The 14,057-nt window shown below is 61.7% G+C and carries 15 protein-coding genes; 10 read left to right on the top strand and 5 right to left on the bottom strand.

The window, feature by feature from the left end:
- Nucleotides 1-150 precede the first annotated feature (150 nt).
- From RTS12_RS06885 to RTS12_RS06850, 8 genes are all read left to right on the top strand, one after another.
- Nucleotides 151-708 carry a NifU family protein gene (locus RTS12_RS06885; RefSeq protein ID WP_312526789.1) on the top strand — a complete coding sequence of 186 codons (558 nt, stop codon included), beginning with the start codon at nucleotides 151-153 and terminating at the stop codon, nucleotides 706-708.
- Nucleotides 701-1,294 carry a tRNA (adenosine(37)-N6)-threonylcarbamoyltransferase complex dimerization subunit type 1 TsaB gene (tsaB, locus tag RTS12_RS06880; protein ID WP_312526787.1) on the top strand — a complete coding sequence of 198 codons (594 nt, stop codon included), beginning with the start codon at nucleotides 701-703 and terminating at the stop codon, nucleotides 1,292-1,294. The genes RTS12_RS06885 and tsaB overlap by 8 nt, the downstream gene beginning before the upstream one ends.
- 11 nt (nucleotides 1,295-1,305) lie before the next feature.
- A complete protein-coding gene (locus RTS12_RS06875; protein ID WP_312526784.1) occupies nucleotides 1,306-1,710 on the top strand; it encodes a GNAT family N-acetyltransferase in 405 nt (134 codons plus the stop codon).
- 89 nt (nucleotides 1,711-1,799) lie between these two features.
- Nucleotides 1,800-2,789, top strand: coding sequence for a BMP family ABC transporter substrate-binding protein (locus tag RTS12_RS06870; protein ID WP_312526782.1), 990 nt, complete (start codon nucleotides 1,800-1,802; stop codon nucleotides 2,787-2,789).
- Nucleotides 2,790-4,397, top strand: a complete 1,608-nt coding sequence (locus RTS12_RS06865; RefSeq protein WP_312526780.1) for an ABC transporter ATP-binding protein — start codon at nucleotides 2,790-2,792, stop codon at nucleotides 4,395-4,397.
- Nucleotides 4,397-5,494: an ABC transporter permease gene (locus tag RTS12_RS06860; RefSeq protein WP_312526778.1), complete on the top strand. Its 1,098-nt coding sequence runs from the start codon at nucleotides 4,397-4,399 to the stop codon at nucleotides 5,492-5,494. The genes RTS12_RS06865 and RTS12_RS06860 overlap by 1 nt, the downstream gene beginning before the upstream one ends.
- Complete coding sequence (locus RTS12_RS06855; RefSeq protein ID WP_312526776.1) at nucleotides 5,494-6,459, top strand: ABC transporter permease; 966 nt, start codon at nucleotides 5,494-5,496, stop codon at nucleotides 6,457-6,459. The genes RTS12_RS06860 and RTS12_RS06855 overlap by 1 nt, the downstream gene beginning before the upstream one ends.
- Nucleotides 6,443-7,270, top strand: a complete 828-nt coding sequence (locus RTS12_RS06850) for a purine-nucleoside phosphorylase (RefSeq protein ID WP_312526774.1) — start codon at nucleotides 6,443-6,445, stop codon at nucleotides 7,268-7,270. The genes RTS12_RS06855 and RTS12_RS06850 overlap by 17 nt, the downstream gene beginning before the upstream one ends.
- 2 nt (nucleotides 7,271-7,272) lie before the next feature.
- On the opposite strand, the gene mnmH is transcribed toward RTS12_RS06850, so the two are convergent.
- Both mnmH and RTS12_RS06840 read right to left on the bottom strand, forming a co-directional pair.
- Nucleotides 7,273-8,337, bottom strand: coding sequence for a tRNA 2-selenouridine(34) synthase MnmH (gene mnmH, locus RTS12_RS06845; RefSeq protein WP_312526772.1), 1,065 nt, complete (start codon nucleotides 8,335-8,337; stop codon nucleotides 7,273-7,275).
- A gap of 9 nt (nucleotides 8,338-8,346) precedes the next feature.
- Nucleotides 8,347-8,934 (bottom strand): L,D-transpeptidase, encoded by a 588-nt coding sequence (locus tag RTS12_RS06840; protein WP_312526770.1) that lies wholly within the window; start codon nucleotides 8,932-8,934, stop codon nucleotides 8,347-8,349.
- Between the two features lie 465 nt (nucleotides 8,935-9,399).
- On the opposite strand from RTS12_RS06840, the gene RTS12_RS06835 reads away from it, so the two are divergent.
- Both RTS12_RS06835 and RTS12_RS06830 read left to right on the top strand, forming a co-directional pair.
- On the top strand, nucleotides 9,400-11,868 hold the full coding sequence (locus RTS12_RS06835) for a heavy metal translocating P-type ATPase (RefSeq protein ID WP_312526768.1): 2,469 nt from the start codon (nucleotides 9,400-9,402) through the stop codon (nucleotides 11,866-11,868).
- A gap of 9 nt (nucleotides 11,869-11,877) precedes the next feature.
- Nucleotides 11,878-12,630: a GDSL-type esterase/lipase family protein gene (locus RTS12_RS06830; protein WP_312526766.1), complete on the top strand. Its 753-nt coding sequence runs from the start codon at nucleotides 11,878-11,880 to the stop codon at nucleotides 12,628-12,630.
- Nucleotides 12,631-12,660: 30 nt separating this feature from the next.
- On the opposite strand, the gene RTS12_RS06825 is transcribed toward RTS12_RS06830, so the two are convergent.
- From RTS12_RS06825 to rpmB, 3 genes are all read right to left on the bottom strand, one after another.
- On the bottom strand, nucleotides 12,661-13,149 hold the full coding sequence (locus RTS12_RS06825) for a copper chaperone PCu(A)C (RefSeq protein WP_312526764.1): 489 nt from the start codon (nucleotides 13,147-13,149) through the stop codon (nucleotides 12,661-12,663).
- Between the two features lie 28 nt (nucleotides 13,150-13,177).
- Nucleotides 13,178-13,546, bottom strand: coding sequence for a hypothetical protein (locus RTS12_RS06820; RefSeq protein WP_312526763.1), 369 nt, complete (start codon nucleotides 13,544-13,546; stop codon nucleotides 13,178-13,180).
- Between the two features lie 154 nt (nucleotides 13,547-13,700).
- Nucleotides 13,701-13,976 (bottom strand): 50S ribosomal protein L28, encoded by a 276-nt coding sequence (rpmB, locus tag RTS12_RS06815; RefSeq protein WP_312526761.1) that lies wholly within the window; start codon nucleotides 13,974-13,976, stop codon nucleotides 13,701-13,703.
- Nucleotides 13,977-14,057: the final 81 nt, after the last annotated feature.

Genomic DNA, 14,057 nt, shown 5'->3' with positions numbered 1-14,057 from the left:
TGCCCGGTGACCATCGTTCCGGGGGATATTTCGCGCGAGCGGCTTGAGCAGATCACCTGAAAAGATTAGCCTGCTGCGGCCCACCGATGACCCTGCGAGAGCTTGACTTGAAGGGGCCTCAATCCCCATATCTCCGCAAAAGGAGCTGCCATGTTCATCCAGACTGAAACCACGCCAAACCCCGCCACGCTCAAGTTTCTTCCGGGCGAGACCGTTCTCGGCCAGGGGACGGCGGATTTCCCGACGGCCGATGCCGCCGCGACCAGCCCGCTTGCCCGGCGCATCTTTGACGTGAACGGCGTTGCTGGCGTATTCCTTGGCTCGGATTTTATCACCGTTACGAAATCCGATGCTGCGGTCTGGGATCACCTCAAGCCCTCGGTTCTGGGCGCGATCATGGAACATTTCCAGTCAGGCGCTACGGCGATCGAAGGCACGGCTGCAACGGGCGGCCATGTCAGCCACGACGGCCCAGACAGCGATATTGTCAATCAGATCAAAGAGCTGCTGGACACTCGCGTGCGCCCCGCAGTGGCACAGGACGGTGGCGACATCACCTTTCACGGCTTTGATCGCGGCGTGGTCTATCTGCATATGCAAGGTGCCTGCGCAGGTTGCCCCTCGTCGACCCTGACCCTGAAGATGGGGATCGAGAACCTGCTTCGCCACTACATCCCCGAAGTGACCGAGGTGCGGCCCGTTGGCTGATAGACTTTGCTTGGGATTTGATTCATCGGCCGCGCATTGCGCGGCCGCTTTGATCTTGAACGACACGGTTTTGGCAGCGCGCCATATCGATATGGCCCGCGGTCAGGCAGAACAGCTGATGCCGCTTTTGCACGAGGTTCTGGCCGAGGCCGGAAAATCCTGGCGCGATCTGGATGTTTTGGGCGTTGGCACAGGGCCGGGTAATTTCACCGGTATCCGTATCGCGGTCTCTGCCGCGCGCGGATTGGCGCTTGCGCTGAAAATTCCGGCCATCGGCATCACCGCAACTGAAGCGCTGGCGATGGGCCTGCCCCGTCCGTGCCGCGTCATCTTTCCCGCCCGTGCTGGCGAGGTGATCTGGCAAGATTTCGACGCAGCTGGCCCTGTTGGTCAGCCCGCCTCTTGTGCGGCAGACCTTCTGCCCGATGGCCCCGCGCCATCCCAGCCCGTGCAACCGATCGCCGTCAGTATCGCCCGGCTTGCCCTGCAGCGCAGCCAACAGCCTCAGCCGCGCCCGGCCCCCCATTACCTGCGCCCAGCCGATGCCGCCCCCGCGCGCGATCGTGGTCCCGTTATTTTACCGTGACCACCTTGGCCATGACCCCAGCCCAGGCCGCGCTGATCCATGCCAGCGCCTTTTCGCAACATCCCCGCCCCTGGTCCGAGGCCGAGATCCGCGATCTGCTGGGCAGTTATGGCTGCTTCTTGCTTAGCCGCGAGGGGGCTTTTTTGCTGGGTCGCGTGATCGCCGATGAGGCGGAATTACTGACCCTTGCCGTGGCGCCCGAGCGGCGCAGGCGCGGCATTGGCGCATCGCTTTTGCAAGAGTTTCAGCAGGCGGCAGCCCAACGACAGGCCTGCCGCGCTTTTCTAGAGGTGGCGGCGGATAATGCCCCTGCCCTTGCGCTTTACCAGGCACATGGCTGGACCCAATCGGGGCAGCGTCGCGATTATTACGCGCCGGGGTGCGATGGCTTGGTCCTGAGCCGCGAGTTGGCTTAGGGCAATAATCCCTGTTGACGCAAAGGCGTGGCTGCGCCCAAATTCAGACGAGTGCGCGGAATCCTGCGCCGAATTGAATGAGGTAGGCCATGTCCTTGTTGAAATCCCTGCTGGCTGGTGCTGCCGCACTTGCTTTTGCGCCGGCGCTTGCTTGTGCTGATCCCGCGCTGATCTTTGATCTTGGCGGCAAGTTCGACAAATCCTTCAACGAAGCCGCCTATCGCGGTGCGGAAAAGTGGAAGGCCGAAACCGGCGGCAGCTACAAGGAACTTGAGATGCAATCCGAGGCGCAGCGCGAGCAGGCTTTGCGTCGCCTTGCCGAAACCGGGGCCAATCCCATTGTCATGACCGGCTTTGCCTTTGGCGAAGTTCTTGACAAGGTTGCGCCCGATTACCCGAATACGAAATTCGCGATCATCGATACCGAGGTCAATCAGCCCAACGTTCAATCGGTGGTTTTTGCAGAACCCGAAGGCAGCTATCTTGCAGGCGTTCTGGCGGCGATGGCATCCAAGACCGGCACAGTGGGCTTTGTCGGCGGCATGGATGTGCCTTTGATCCACAAATTTGAATGTGGCTATGCCCAAGGGGTCAAGGCGACCAATCCCGAAGCCAAGGTCTTGATCAACTATACCGGCACGACCCCTGCAGCATGGAACGATCCGGTCAAGGGTGGCGAGCTGGCCAAGGCGCAGAAATCGCAAGGCGCGGATGTCATCTATGCCGCCGCAGGGGGCACGGGCATCGGTGTGCTGCAGGCCGCCGCAGACGAGGGGATCTTGTCCATCGGCGTAGACAGCAACCAAAACTTCATGCATCCGGGCAAGATGCTGACCTCGATGGTCAAGCGCGTGGATAATGCGGTCTTTGACGCCTTCAAGGCCGGTGCTGATCTGCAAACCGGGACGCGCATGATGGATTTGAAATCCGACGGCGTCGCCTTGGCCATGGACGAAAACAATGCGCCCCTGATCACGCCGGAAATGACGGCGGCGATTGAAAAAGTCTCGGCCGAGATCAAGGACGGGACGATCAAACCCCATGACTACATGACCGACAACACCTGTCCGGTTCAGTAAATGACCTTGACGGCCGGGGCTGGGCTTAATCCGCAGGTTTCAGCGGCTCCGGCCATCGAATTGCGCGGGATCTCGAAGGCGTTCGGGGCGGTTCAAGCGAATCGCGACATCAGCCTTGCGGTCCCGCGTGGCACGATTCACGGAATTATCGGGGAAAACGGGGCCGGGAAATCGACGCTGATGTCGATTCTTTACGGCTTTTACCGCCCCGATTCGGGTGACATCCTGATCAATGGGCAGCCGATCACCATCACCGACAGCCAGACCGCCATTCGCGCAGGCATCGGCATGGTGTTTCAGCATTTCAAACTGGTCCAGAACTTCACCGTTCTAGAAAACATCATCCTTGGCGCCGAAGATGGCGGGCTTTTGCGGCCCTCGCTGGCGCGGGCGCGGGGCGAGCTGAAGCGGCTGGCTCGGGAATACGAGCTGCAGGTTGATCCAGACGCTCTGATCGAAGAGCTTTCAGTCGGTCATCAGCAGCGCGTCGAAATCCTTAAGGCACTCTATCGTCAGGCCGATATTCTGATTTTGGACGAGCCGACGGGCGTGCTGACCCCCGCCGAGGCCGATCATCTGTTTCGCATTCTGCGCGGCCTGCGCGATGAGGGGAAAACCATCATCCTCATCACGCATAAGCTGCGCGAGATTATGTCCGTGACCGACCATGTCTCGGTGATGCGGCGTGGCGAGATGGTGGCCACGGTGGCGACGGCCCAGACCAGCCCCGAGCAATTGGCAGAGCTGATGGTGGGGCGCAAAGTCTTGCTGAACGTCGCCAAAGCCCCGGCCCACCCCGGTGCCCCCGTGCTTGAGGTTCGCAATCTTTCCATGATCGACCGCGACGGGGTCGAGCGATTGCGCGGCATCAGCTTTACCATTCACGCGGGTGAGATCCTTGGATTTGCGGGCGTCAGCGGCAATGGACAGACCCAACTTCTTGAGATCCTGGGCGGCTATCCCGAGCCTGGCGCACGCATCAGCGGTGAAATTCTGGTCAATGGCCTTGCCCTGCCATTGTCTGGCCCCGCCAGCAATGCGCGTGCCCGCCGCAAGCGCAGCATCGGGCATGTGCCCGAAGATCGACAGGTCCAGGGCTTGATCATGGATTTTTCCGCCTGGGAGAACACGGGCTTTGGCTATCAGGACGCAGCCGAGTTCAATTCCGGTCCCCTGATGAATCAGCGCGCCTTGCGCAGCGATGCCGAGGGCAAGATTGCCCGCTTTGATGTCCGCCCTCCAGATCCCGATCTGGCGGCCAAGAATTTTTCGGGGGGCAACCAACAAAAACTGGTGGTCGCCCGCGAAATCGAACGTAACCCCGATCTTTTGCTTGTCGGCCAGCCCACGCGCGGGGTCGATATCGGCGCGATCGAATTCATCCATAAGCGCATCGTCGAGCTGCGCGATGCGGGCAAGGCCGTGCTGCTGGTCTCGGTCGAACTGGACGAGATCCGTTCTTTATCGGACCGGATCGCTGTGATGTTTGACGGCCGCATCATGGGCGAGCGCCTGCCGGCAAGCACCTCTGCAACCGAGCTGGGCTGCCTGATGGCTGGGCTTGATCCGCAAGATACCGCTTCGCTTGCCAATGAAGGTCCGCTCTGATGGAGAAAATGCCGAAATGGGCTGATGTCATCCTGACGCCCTTGATCTCATTGGTGCTGGCTTTCGCAATCTCGGGGCTGGTGATTCTGGCCATTGGCGAAAACCCATGGGAGGCGCTGAAGGTCATGGTGACCGGCGCCCTTGGCTCTAGCTATGGTTGGGGCTTCACGCTGTATTACGCGACGAACTTCGTCTTTACCGGGCTGGCGGTGGCGGTGGCCTATCATGCCGGGCTGTTCAATATCGGCGGCGAGGGTCAGGCAACACTGGGCGGGTTGGGCGTGGCTTTGGCCTGCCTTTATATCCCCTGGCCGCATTGGTCGGTCGCGCTGATCGGGGCGGCTGTAGCGGGGGCAAGCTTTGGCGCGCTTTGGGCGCTGATCCCGGCATGGCTGCAAGCCAAACGCGGCAGCCATATCGTGATCACCACGATCATGTTCAATTTCATCGCCGCCGCTTTGCTGAACTATCTTCTGGTGAACAAACTGCGCCCCTTGGGCAGTATGGACCCCGCCACCCCGCGTTTTCCTGCGATCACGCATCTGCCCTCGATCAGCGAAATGCTGGCCGGATTGGGCATCAAATGGGGCGAACACACCCCGGCCAATATCACCTTGCTGCTGGCGCTTTTGGCATGTGGCGCGGTGTGGCTACTGATCTGGCGCAGTCGCCTGGGCTATGAGATCCGCGCCTTCGGCAAATCCGAGCCCGCTGCCCTTTATGCAGGCATATCGCCCACCAAGATCACGGTCCTCGCCATGCTCATCTCGGGCGCATTGGCCGGGTTGATGGCCACCAACAACGTCATGGGCGAGGCCGAGCGTCTGGTCATGAACTCGGTCGAAGGGGCGGGCTTCATTGGCATTGCCGTCGCATTGATGGGTCGAAACCATCCGTTCGGCGTGCTGCTGGCCGCGCTTTTATTCGGCTTTCTGTACCAGGGTGGAGGCGAGCTGGCCTTGTGGACCTCGATCCCGCGCGAGCTGATCACTGTCATTCAGGCGCTGGTCATCCTGTTTACCGGCGCGCTGGATAATATGGTGCGCATGCCACTAGAGCGGCTGTTTGCAGCCCGCCGCAAGAAAAGGCTTGGCTGATGGATTTCGACACGCTTTTACCGATTTTGGACAGCGCGATCCGTCTGATGACGCCTTTGCTTTTCGCATGTCTGGCCGGGCTTTTTTCCGAACGTGCAGGCGTGTTCGACATCGGGCTGGAAGGCAAGATGTTGCTGGCGGCCTTTGTTTCTGCCTCGGTCGCCTATGCAACCGGCAGCGCATGGCTGGGACTGATCGCGGGGGTCAGCGGCGCGCTGGCAATGGCGCTGATCCATGGCGCGGCCTCGATCACCTTTCGGGGCAATCAGCTGATCTCGGGGGTTGCGATCAACTTTCTTGCCTCTGGGCTGACCGTCCTTTTGGGCCAAAGGATCTTCGCCCTTGGCGGACGCACGCCATCCCTTGAGGGGGCGGCGCGCTTTCGTGAAATCACCCTGCCCTTTGCTGATAGCCTGCGCGATAAGGGGGTGTTCGGACGGATCTACGCCGAGCTGATTTCCGGCCATACCATCTTGGTTTATCTCGCCTTTCTTTGCGTTCCGCTGACGTGGTGGATCCTTTATCGCACCCGCTTTGGCCTGCGGCTGCGCGCGGTCGGCGAGAATCCGGCCTCGGTTGATACGGCCGGGGTCTCGGTGGCGCGGATGCGTTATAGCGCGGTTCTGATCTGTGGCGCGCTTTGTGGCTTGGCGGGGGCCTATCTTTCAACGGCCCTTGCCGCCGGTTTCGTCCGCGAGATGACGGCCGGGCGCGGTTATATCGCGCTGGCTGCGCTGATTTTCGCAAAATGGCGGCCGTGGTACGCGCTATTCGCGACCGCTCTCTTTGGCCTGATGGAGGCCGTGGCCAACCGCTTTCCCGATCTGCATCTTGGCCCGGTCACCCTACCCTCGATGTTCATGAACGCGCTGCCCTATATCCTGACCGTCATCATTCTGGCAGGCTTTGTTGGCCGCGCCATCCCGCCACGCGCGGGCGGAGAACCCTATGTCAAAGAGCGTTGAACTGGCCCGCCTGATCCGTGACCGTCTGGGCGATACCGTGCCCGAATACGGTCTGGTGCTGGGATCGGGTCTTGGGCATCTTGCTGGCCAGATCGAGGGCACGGCCATCCCCTATTCGGTCTTGCCGGGCTTTCCCCATGCCGGGGTATCGGGTCATGTGCCCCAGCTGGTGATCGGCAAGCTCGAGGGCCGCACTGTCGCGGTCTTCGCGGGGCGATCGCATTATTACGAGACCGGGCGTGCCGATGCCATGCGGCTGCCACTGGAGGTGCTCAAGGCGCTTGGCTGCAACAAGTTGATCTTGACCAATGCCGCTGGATCGCTGCGCGAAGATATGCCGCCCGGCAGCCTTATGCTTTTATCCGATCACATTGCTTTTGCTGGAACCAACCCGCTGATTGGCGAGCCGACCGAGGCCCGCTTTGTGCCCATGACGGCGGCCCATGATCCCGAAATCCGCAGCGCCTTGGTGGCCGCCGCCCAAGCCGAGGGCGTCTCTTTGCCCCAAGGGGTCTATTGCTGGTTCTCGGGTCCGTCCTTTGAGACGCCCGCCGAAATTCGCGCGGCCAAAATCCTGGGCGCAGATGCCGTGGGCATGTCCACCGTTCCCGAGGTGATCCTCGCACGTTTTCTAGGGCTGCGCTGTGCCGCGATTTCGGTGATCACCAATATGGGCGCAGGGCTCAGCGATGAATCGATCAGCCATGAGCATACCAAGGCCATGGCGCCGCTGGGTGCAGCCAAGCTAGAGCAAATCCTGCGCCGCTTTCTACGCGATCAGACCCAGACCAGCATGGGTGCCAAAGCCTAAGGCTATGCCCGGCTGGGCGCGGCCATTTGTGCCAAAGCCGCCTCGACCCGGCTGGCTGCGCCCTCAAGATCACGCAAGCCTTCCAGCTCAACCACGGCGCCACGGCCATCATCATGGCGCGCGCGGTGACTGTTATAGCGCGGGTCGTAATGCTGCTGCATCAGCCCCTCGGCCAGATCGGCCCATTGCCCCTGTTCTGCCTGCTCGCGCCATTGCCCGATCTGGGCCGCCGAATGCTGCGGGCGCAGCTTGTCGATAATCCCCAAGATCGCTTCGGGATCGGCCGTCATGTCGGAGTAGGCAGCAGCCGTATAGGCCGCGCGCGCGGCCAGCGGCACCGACAGATGCAGGCGCGGGGCACCACAAAGCCCCTTCCACACCGCGCGAGGCAAGGACAGATCGCCGATCCGAGAGCTTTCGGCCTCCATCAGCACGGGACGCGTCGGGTCAAGGCTTTCTAGGGCGGCTGCCAAATGCCCCTCGAACATCTTTTGTGACGGCTGCCCCCCCGGCATCGCCCCAAACAGGCTGCCGCGATGATGGGCCAGCCCCTCAAGGTCGATGACCTGATGTCCGCGTGCGGCCAGATGCTGCAAGATCTCGGTCTTGGCGCTGCCGGTATTGCCGTCCAGCACGATGATGGGCGACGAAATCGGCAGGTTTGTCACCCGCTCGACCACGCGGGCACGCCAGCTTTTGTAGCCGCCCTCGATCTTGTCGACCCGCCAGCCAATCTGGGACAGGATCATCGCAAAAGAGCCCGACCGCTGCCCACCGCGCCAGCAATAGACCAAAGCCTTCCAGCTACCCGGCTTGTCAGCAAGCACTGTCGAAATATGGCGTGCCGCATTTGCCGCCACCAATGCCCCGCCCAGCTTGCGCGCATCAAAGGGGGAAATCTGTTTGTAAATCGTACCAACCTGCGCGCGCTGTTCATCATCCAGCACCGGCAGGTTGATGGCGCCCGGCAGGTGATCCTCGGCAAATTCCGCAGGAGAGCGCACATCGATAATTGTGTCGAACCCCGCAAAAGCGGGGTCCAGAACCTTATCAATTTTCAGGGTCATGACCTGAGATCAATAGACGTAAACGGGCGTGCCGATCGGAACCTGCTCGAACAGATCCATCACCGCCTCGTTGCGCATCCGGATGCAACCATTCGAGACCGAGCGACCGATCGAGCCCGGCTCGGTGGTGCCGTGAATACGGATCGCCGTGTCATTGCCCTTGGCGTCATACAGATAAAGCGCGCGCGCACCCAGCGGGTTCTGCGGGCCGCCAGGCATGCCATCGGCCCATTTGGCGTAATGGCTGGGATTGCGCTTGATCATCGCGGGCGTCGGCGTCCAGCTGGGCCATTCAGTCTTGCGACCGATGGTGGCCTTGCCGCGCCAGACCAGCTCGGCCTTGCCAACGGCAACGCCATAGCGGATCGCGCGACCCGGTGCGATGACATGGTAAAGGAAGTAATCCTTGGAAACCACGACGATGCTGCCAACCTCGAAATCCGGACGGATCGCGACTTCGGTGGGGGCATAGGGATCACGCTTGGCTTCGGCCTTGGGATTGGCGCGCGGCGCGGCTGGAAGCCCCTGCTGGGCAAAAAGCAGCGAAGGCGCCGCAATCATCGAGGCAGAGAGCATCAAAATCTGGCGACGGTTCATGTCCTGTCCTGCAATCTCTTGTGTTCTTCCTGCCCGCCTATAGGCAAGTTTTGTCCGTTTCAACTCAAAGCCACGTGACGACTACGGCTTGGCTTGAAACGTGTCGCCTGTGTCACTAGCTTTGTGCATATAGGTGAATGATGACCAAAACCGCAGCCACATGCCAGCAGACAAACCGGAAATGCCCCGCGCATCGCCGCAATGTTGCCATGCGCGCGCAACATCTTTGCCGAGGCCGTGGCGATCGGCGCTGCCGCTGTCACATCGCGGCGCGTCCGCGTCTGGCCCGTCTCAGCCTGCATGACCTGCCCTTTGTTCCGCTGGCGGAACAATCGCGGCCCAATGTGAATGGTTGGCTGTGCATCCAAAGGATGCAGCCCCCTGTCAGCCAGCCCCGACGGCCTCAGGCCCCGCCCTTTTCTGTCTCCGAACCGCTGAACATCGATTTCGGAACAGGAAAAAACCATGGACCATTCCTCTAAACTACCTAGCGCTCAGGCGTCTTCATCAGAGGTCGAGCTGACCATTTCCGGTATGACCTGCGGCTCTTGTGTCGGGCGCGTTGAAAAGGCGCTGCGCGCTGTGCCGGGCGTTCGCGATCCGCGCGTTAATCTGGCAACTGGCCGGGCCTATCTGACGCTGGATACGGCCGATGCACTGCCCCAAGCCACCGCCGCACTGGGCAAGCTGGGCTATCCCGCAGCCCCGCGCGAGACGCGGCTGGATGTGTCGGGGATGAGCTGCGCCTCTTGCGTGGGCCGTGTCGAGAAGGCTTTGACCGCAGTGCCCGGCGTTACATCGGCGGTTGTCAATTTGGCGACCCAGACGGCGACCATCACCCATGATGCGGGAATTTTGCCGCAATCGCTGGCCGATCTTGTCACCGCCAAGGGCTATAAAAGCACGCTGCGCACCCAGGATCCGTCCCAGCAACACGAGCATAGCCACCACCACGAAGATGACGCCGCCCGGCTCAAGCGCAATTTCCTGATTGCCCTTGCGCTGACCCTGCCCGTGTTCATTCTGGAAATGGGCGGTCATGCGGTTCCGGCCTTGCACCACTGGCTTTATGCAGCCTTTGGCATGCAGACGATCTGGATGGTCGAATTTGTGCTGACGGCGCTGGTGCTGATCTGGCCCGGCCGCATGTTCTTTTCACTTGGTGTGCCTGCGCTTTTGCGCGGCGCCCCCGAGATGAACAGCCTTGTCGCGCTGGGTGGCGGCGCGGCCTTTCTTTACTCGACGGTCGCGACCTTCCTGCCCCAGCTGCTGCCCGCCGATGCGCGCCATGTCTATTTCGAGGCCGCAGCCGTCATCGTCACCTTGATCTTGCTGGGGCGCTGGCTTGAGGCGCGGGCCAAAGGTCAGGCCAGCAATGCCATTCGCAAACTGGTCGAACTGGCCCCCGACACGGCCACGGTGGTGCGCGAAGGCGGCACGCAATCGATCGCCGTCGCCGATCTGGTACCCGGCGATGTCGTGCAGCTTGCGCCCGGCGAAAGGGTCGCCGTTGACGGGATCATCACCGAAGGTCGCGGCACGATTGACGAATCCATGCTGACCGGCGAGCCGGTTCCCGTCGAAAAAGCGCCGGGCCAGCACATCACCGGCGGCACCGTCAATGGCACCTCTGCCCTTAGTTTTCGCGTGACCGCCACCGGTGGCGATACCGCTTTGGCGCGCATCATCCGCATGGTCGAGGATGCACAGGCGGCCAAACTGCCGGTTCAGGCAGTGGTGGACCGCATCACAGCGGTCTTTGTGCCCGTAGTCATCGCCTTGGCGGTTCTCGCCTTTGCGCTTTGGATGATTTTTTCGCCCCAGCCTGCGCTAACGCATGCGCTGGTCGCGGCGATCTCGGTCCTGATCATCGCCTGCCCCTGTGCCATGGGTCTGGCCGTGCCTGTCTCGATCATGGTGGGCACCGGGCGCGGCGCGGAACTGGGCGTGCTGTTTCGGCGCGGAGATGCCTTGCAGCGCCTGTCCGACGCCAAGATCGTAGGCTTTGACAAGACCGGTACCCTGACCCAAGGCCGCCCCGCGCTGGTCGCAATCGAATGCGACGCCATCACAGCCACCGAGGCCTTGCGCCTGACCGCCTCGGCCGAAAGCCGTTCCGAGCATCCTTTGGCCGCGGCCATCGTCAGCGCAGCACGCGAGCAAAATATCGCGATCCCGGCGCCGCAAGATGTCCAGACTTCGACCGGGCGCGGCCTTAGCGCCACGGTCGAGGGGCATCGGCTGCTGATCGGCAATGCCTCGGCGCTGGAACAGGATGGCATACCGGCCAATCCTGAGCTGTTGAGCAAAGCGGCCGATTTCGCCGCTCGTGCCGCGACCCCGGTGCATGTGGCCATTGACGGGCGCCATGTCGCGGTGATGGGGCTTGCCGATCCGATCCGCCCCGAAGCGGTCGAGACCATCCGGGCGCTGCATGAACTGGGGCTGAAAACCGCGATGATCTCGGGGGATAGCCAAGCCACCGCCGAGGCCGTCGGACGCCAGCTTGGCATGGACCAGGTGCATGGCGGTGTTCTGCCCGAGGGGAAACTGCAAGCCATTCGCGACTTTGGCGCGGGTACGGTCTTTGTCGGTGACGGGATTAACGATGCCCCCGCGCTTGCCGCCGCCGAGACCGGCATTGCCATTGGTACGGGCACCGATGTCGCCATCGAATCAGCCGAGGTCGTTCTTGTCGGCGGTGATCCGATGGGGGTTGTCCGGGCGGTGAAACTTAGCCGCGCCGTCATGCGCAATATCCACCAGAACCTGTTTTGGGCCTTTGGCTATAACATCGCCCTGATCCCTGTCGCCATGGGGGCGTTGGTGCCCTTTGGCGGACCACAGCTGTCGCCGATGCTGGGGGCGGGCGCGATGGCGCTGTCCTCGGTCTTTGTGGTCAGCAATGCGCTGCGCTTGCGGCGCGCAGGCTAAGGCAAGCACATGAGGGCAGATCATACCCCGCCGCAACCTGACATGGACAGCACCCGGTCAGATCATGGGCTAAGCCTTGATCGCCGCCGGATGGTGATCACAGGGGTCTTGTCGGGGTTCTTGCTGCCCATGCTGCTGATGCCTGCGCAACCTGTGGGGGCCCAGTCGACGGCCCCCACCCCGCCGCGCATCCTTGTCTTTGGTGACAGCCTGACCGAGGGCTTTGGCCTAAGCCCGCGTGACGGGCTGGTGCCCAGTCTGGGGCGCTGGCTGCGCGCGCGCGGCCATGTCAGCACCCTGCGCAATGCAGGCCTTTCGGGCGATACCACCTATGGGGGCCGTGTGCGGATTAACTGGTCGCTGCGGCGCGGGCAGGATGCGGTCATCATCGAACTGGGGGCCAATGACCTGCTGATGGGCTGGGCCGTCCCCGATATCGAAAAAAATCTGGATGTGATTCTTGATCGGGCCAAGGCAGGCGGTCGGCCGGTTTTGCTGATTGGCATTGCCCCACCCGATGACGACCAGCCCAAGGCCGAGGCGATTCGCGCCATGTGGCAAAGGCTGGCTTTGCGCCATGATGTTTTGCTGATTGCCGATCTTTACGCCCCGATCTGGGCCAGCCCGGGGTCACAAAGGGCCGCCCTTTTGCAAAAGGACGGCCTGCATCTATCAGCCAAAGGGGTCGATCTGGTCGTAGATCAGCTTCTTGGCCCCAAAGTCATCCAGCTTTTGGACGAAATCAGGCCTCAGCGGCCCTGATCTGGGCCGCAGGCCGCACGACATCTGCCATCAATGGCTCGAGTGATTGGTCTGATGACCCGCACCCGATGGTGCATCTGGTTTGCGCTGGTTATCAACTGGCACTTCGGTATTCACAGTGCCGCAGTCCCCGAAATTCAAGGTCATCGGCAGATGCGCGCCATCCTGCAACGGCTCGTGCAGCCCCATCAGCATCACATGGTCTGCGCCCCGCGTCAGGCTGTGGCTGGCACCCGGCGCCAGAACCACGGGATCGGCAGGCATCATCTTCATGACGCCACCTTCATCACGCATCGTATGCAGCTCGGCCATATCGGCGGCAGTGGTGGAAATGCTGGTCAAGGTGCAGGCGGTCTCGCCGTCGTTTTTCAAAATCATATAGGCCGCCCCCGATTTCGGGTTCGATGATCGTGCATAAGCGTCCGAGATCGCAATCTTGGCGCCATCGGCAAAAGCGCCCATCGGCGCCAGCAGAGCCAAACCAGTTGCAACGATTCCAGCGGTGATTTTCAGGGTCATATCTATCGTCCTTGTTGAGTTGATGAATTCAGATCAAGCCCAAAAAAGGAGGGTCGCGCGCCTGTGGCGAGATCGATTCGCCCTCATGCGTCGCGGTGACTGTCCGCCCTGCGACAAAGGCGCGAACCATGGCTGCGGGCGGCTGAAAGGGGGATGCGATCGCGACCGCATTCATCAGGCTGGGCGCCATATCCGGGCAAAGCGTCACGCGCTTGACCGGATTTCCCTGCGCATCAACCGTGACGACGGTGGTGAACTCGCCCGCGCAAAGCACCATCTCGCCCGCGATCTGCGCCTGGCCGCGTGCTGCGGCAAGGGTCTGGCCCGTCAGGACCAGCAGCAGAATCAGGAACAGGCGAAAAACGGGCTTCATGGTGGTGCCAGAATAGTCCTGCATGCGGCCAGAAGCATCCCCGATTCCGGGGCAGCAGCGTGGCAAATCGCCCCGCAGTGCAGATCACGGTCAGCATTCAGCATTTTGCCAAAAGAAAAACCCCGCCAAAGGCGGGGCTTTCCGAAACCACTGTCTTGCGGGCCAAGGCCCAGCAAAATCAGGCTTTGCCAAGCTCACGCTTGATTTTCAAAGCACGATCCGAGAGCTCGGCGTCTTTTGCTTTCGCAAGAAAGGCGTCGAAGCCGCCACGGTGATCGACCGAGCGCAGAGCTGCAGCCGAAATGCGCAGCGAGAAGCTGCGGCCGAGTTTGTCAGAGATCAGCGAGACCTCGTTCAGGTTCGGCAAAAAGCGGCGGCGGGTTTTGTTGTTGGCATGGCTAACGTTGTTCCCGCTCATCGGGCCCTTGCCGGTCAGTTCGCAAACGCGCGACATATTCGTGTTCCTTCGTTTCGCATCTGGACGGGCGGGAGCCCGCAATATCTAAAGGCGCCGCGAGGCAGCGCCCGGAAAATC

The sequence above is a fragment of the Paracoccus sp. (in: a-proteobacteria) genome, assembly GCF_032007265.1.
Classification (GTDB): domain Bacteria; phylum Pseudomonadota; class Alphaproteobacteria; order Rhodobacterales; family Rhodobacteraceae; genus Paracoccus.
The sequence above is the reverse complement of the archived record's forward strand: the minus strand, read 5'-3'. Positions and strand labels throughout refer to the sequence as shown.

What these genes read in the sequence shown, in the direction of transcription:
- rpmB (WP_312526761.1), bottom strand. Translation starts at nt 13,976, where the DNA reads ATGTCGCGCGTTTGCGAACTGACCGGCAAGGGCCCGATGAGCGGGAAC.
- RTS12_RS06855 (WP_312526776.1), top strand. Translation starts at nt 5,494, where the DNA reads ATGGATTTCGACACGCTTTTACCGATTTTGGACAGCGCGATCCGTCTG.
- RTS12_RS06875 (WP_312526784.1), top strand. Translation starts at nt 1,306, where the DNA reads ATGACCCCAGCCCAGGCCGCGCTGATCCATGCCAGCGCCTTTTCGCAA.
- RTS12_RS06825 (WP_312526764.1), bottom strand. Translation starts at nt 13,149, where the DNA reads ATGACCCTGAAAATCACCGCTGGAATCGTTGCAACTGGTTTGGCTCTG.
- RTS12_RS06840 (WP_312526770.1), bottom strand. Translation starts at nt 8,934, where the DNA reads ATGAACCGTCGCCAGATTTTGATGCTCTCTGCCTCGATGATTGCGGCG.
- mnmH (WP_312526772.1), bottom strand. Translation starts at nt 8,337, where the DNA reads ATGACCCTGAAAATTGATAAGGTTCTGGACCCCGCTTTTGCGGGGTTC.
- RTS12_RS06870 (WP_312526782.1), top strand. Translation starts at nt 1,800, where the DNA reads ATGTCCTTGTTGAAATCCCTGCTGGCTGGTGCTGCCGCACTTGCTTTT.
- RTS12_RS06865 (WP_312526780.1), top strand. Translation starts at nt 2,790, where the DNA reads ATGACCTTGACGGCCGGGGCTGGGCTTAATCCGCAGGTTTCAGCGGCT.
- RTS12_RS06885 (WP_312526789.1), top strand. Translation starts at nt 151, where the DNA reads ATGTTCATCCAGACTGAAACCACGCCAAACCCCGCCACGCTCAAGTTT.
- RTS12_RS06820 (WP_312526763.1), bottom strand. Translation starts at nt 13,546, where the DNA reads ATGCAGGACTATTCTGGCACCACCATGAAGCCCGTTTTTCGCCTGTTC.
- RTS12_RS06860 (WP_312526778.1), top strand. Translation starts at nt 4,397, where the DNA reads ATGGAGAAAATGCCGAAATGGGCTGATGTCATCCTGACGCCCTTGATC.
- RTS12_RS06850 (WP_312526774.1), top strand. Translation starts at nt 6,443, where the DNA reads ATGTCAAAGAGCGTTGAACTGGCCCGCCTGATCCGTGACCGTCTGGGC.
- RTS12_RS06830 (WP_312526766.1), top strand. Translation starts at nt 11,878, where the DNA reads ATGAGGGCAGATCATACCCCGCCGCAACCTGACATGGACAGCACCCGG.
- RTS12_RS06835 (WP_312526768.1), top strand. Translation starts at nt 9,400, where the DNA reads ATGGACCATTCCTCTAAACTACCTAGCGCTCAGGCGTCTTCATCAGAG.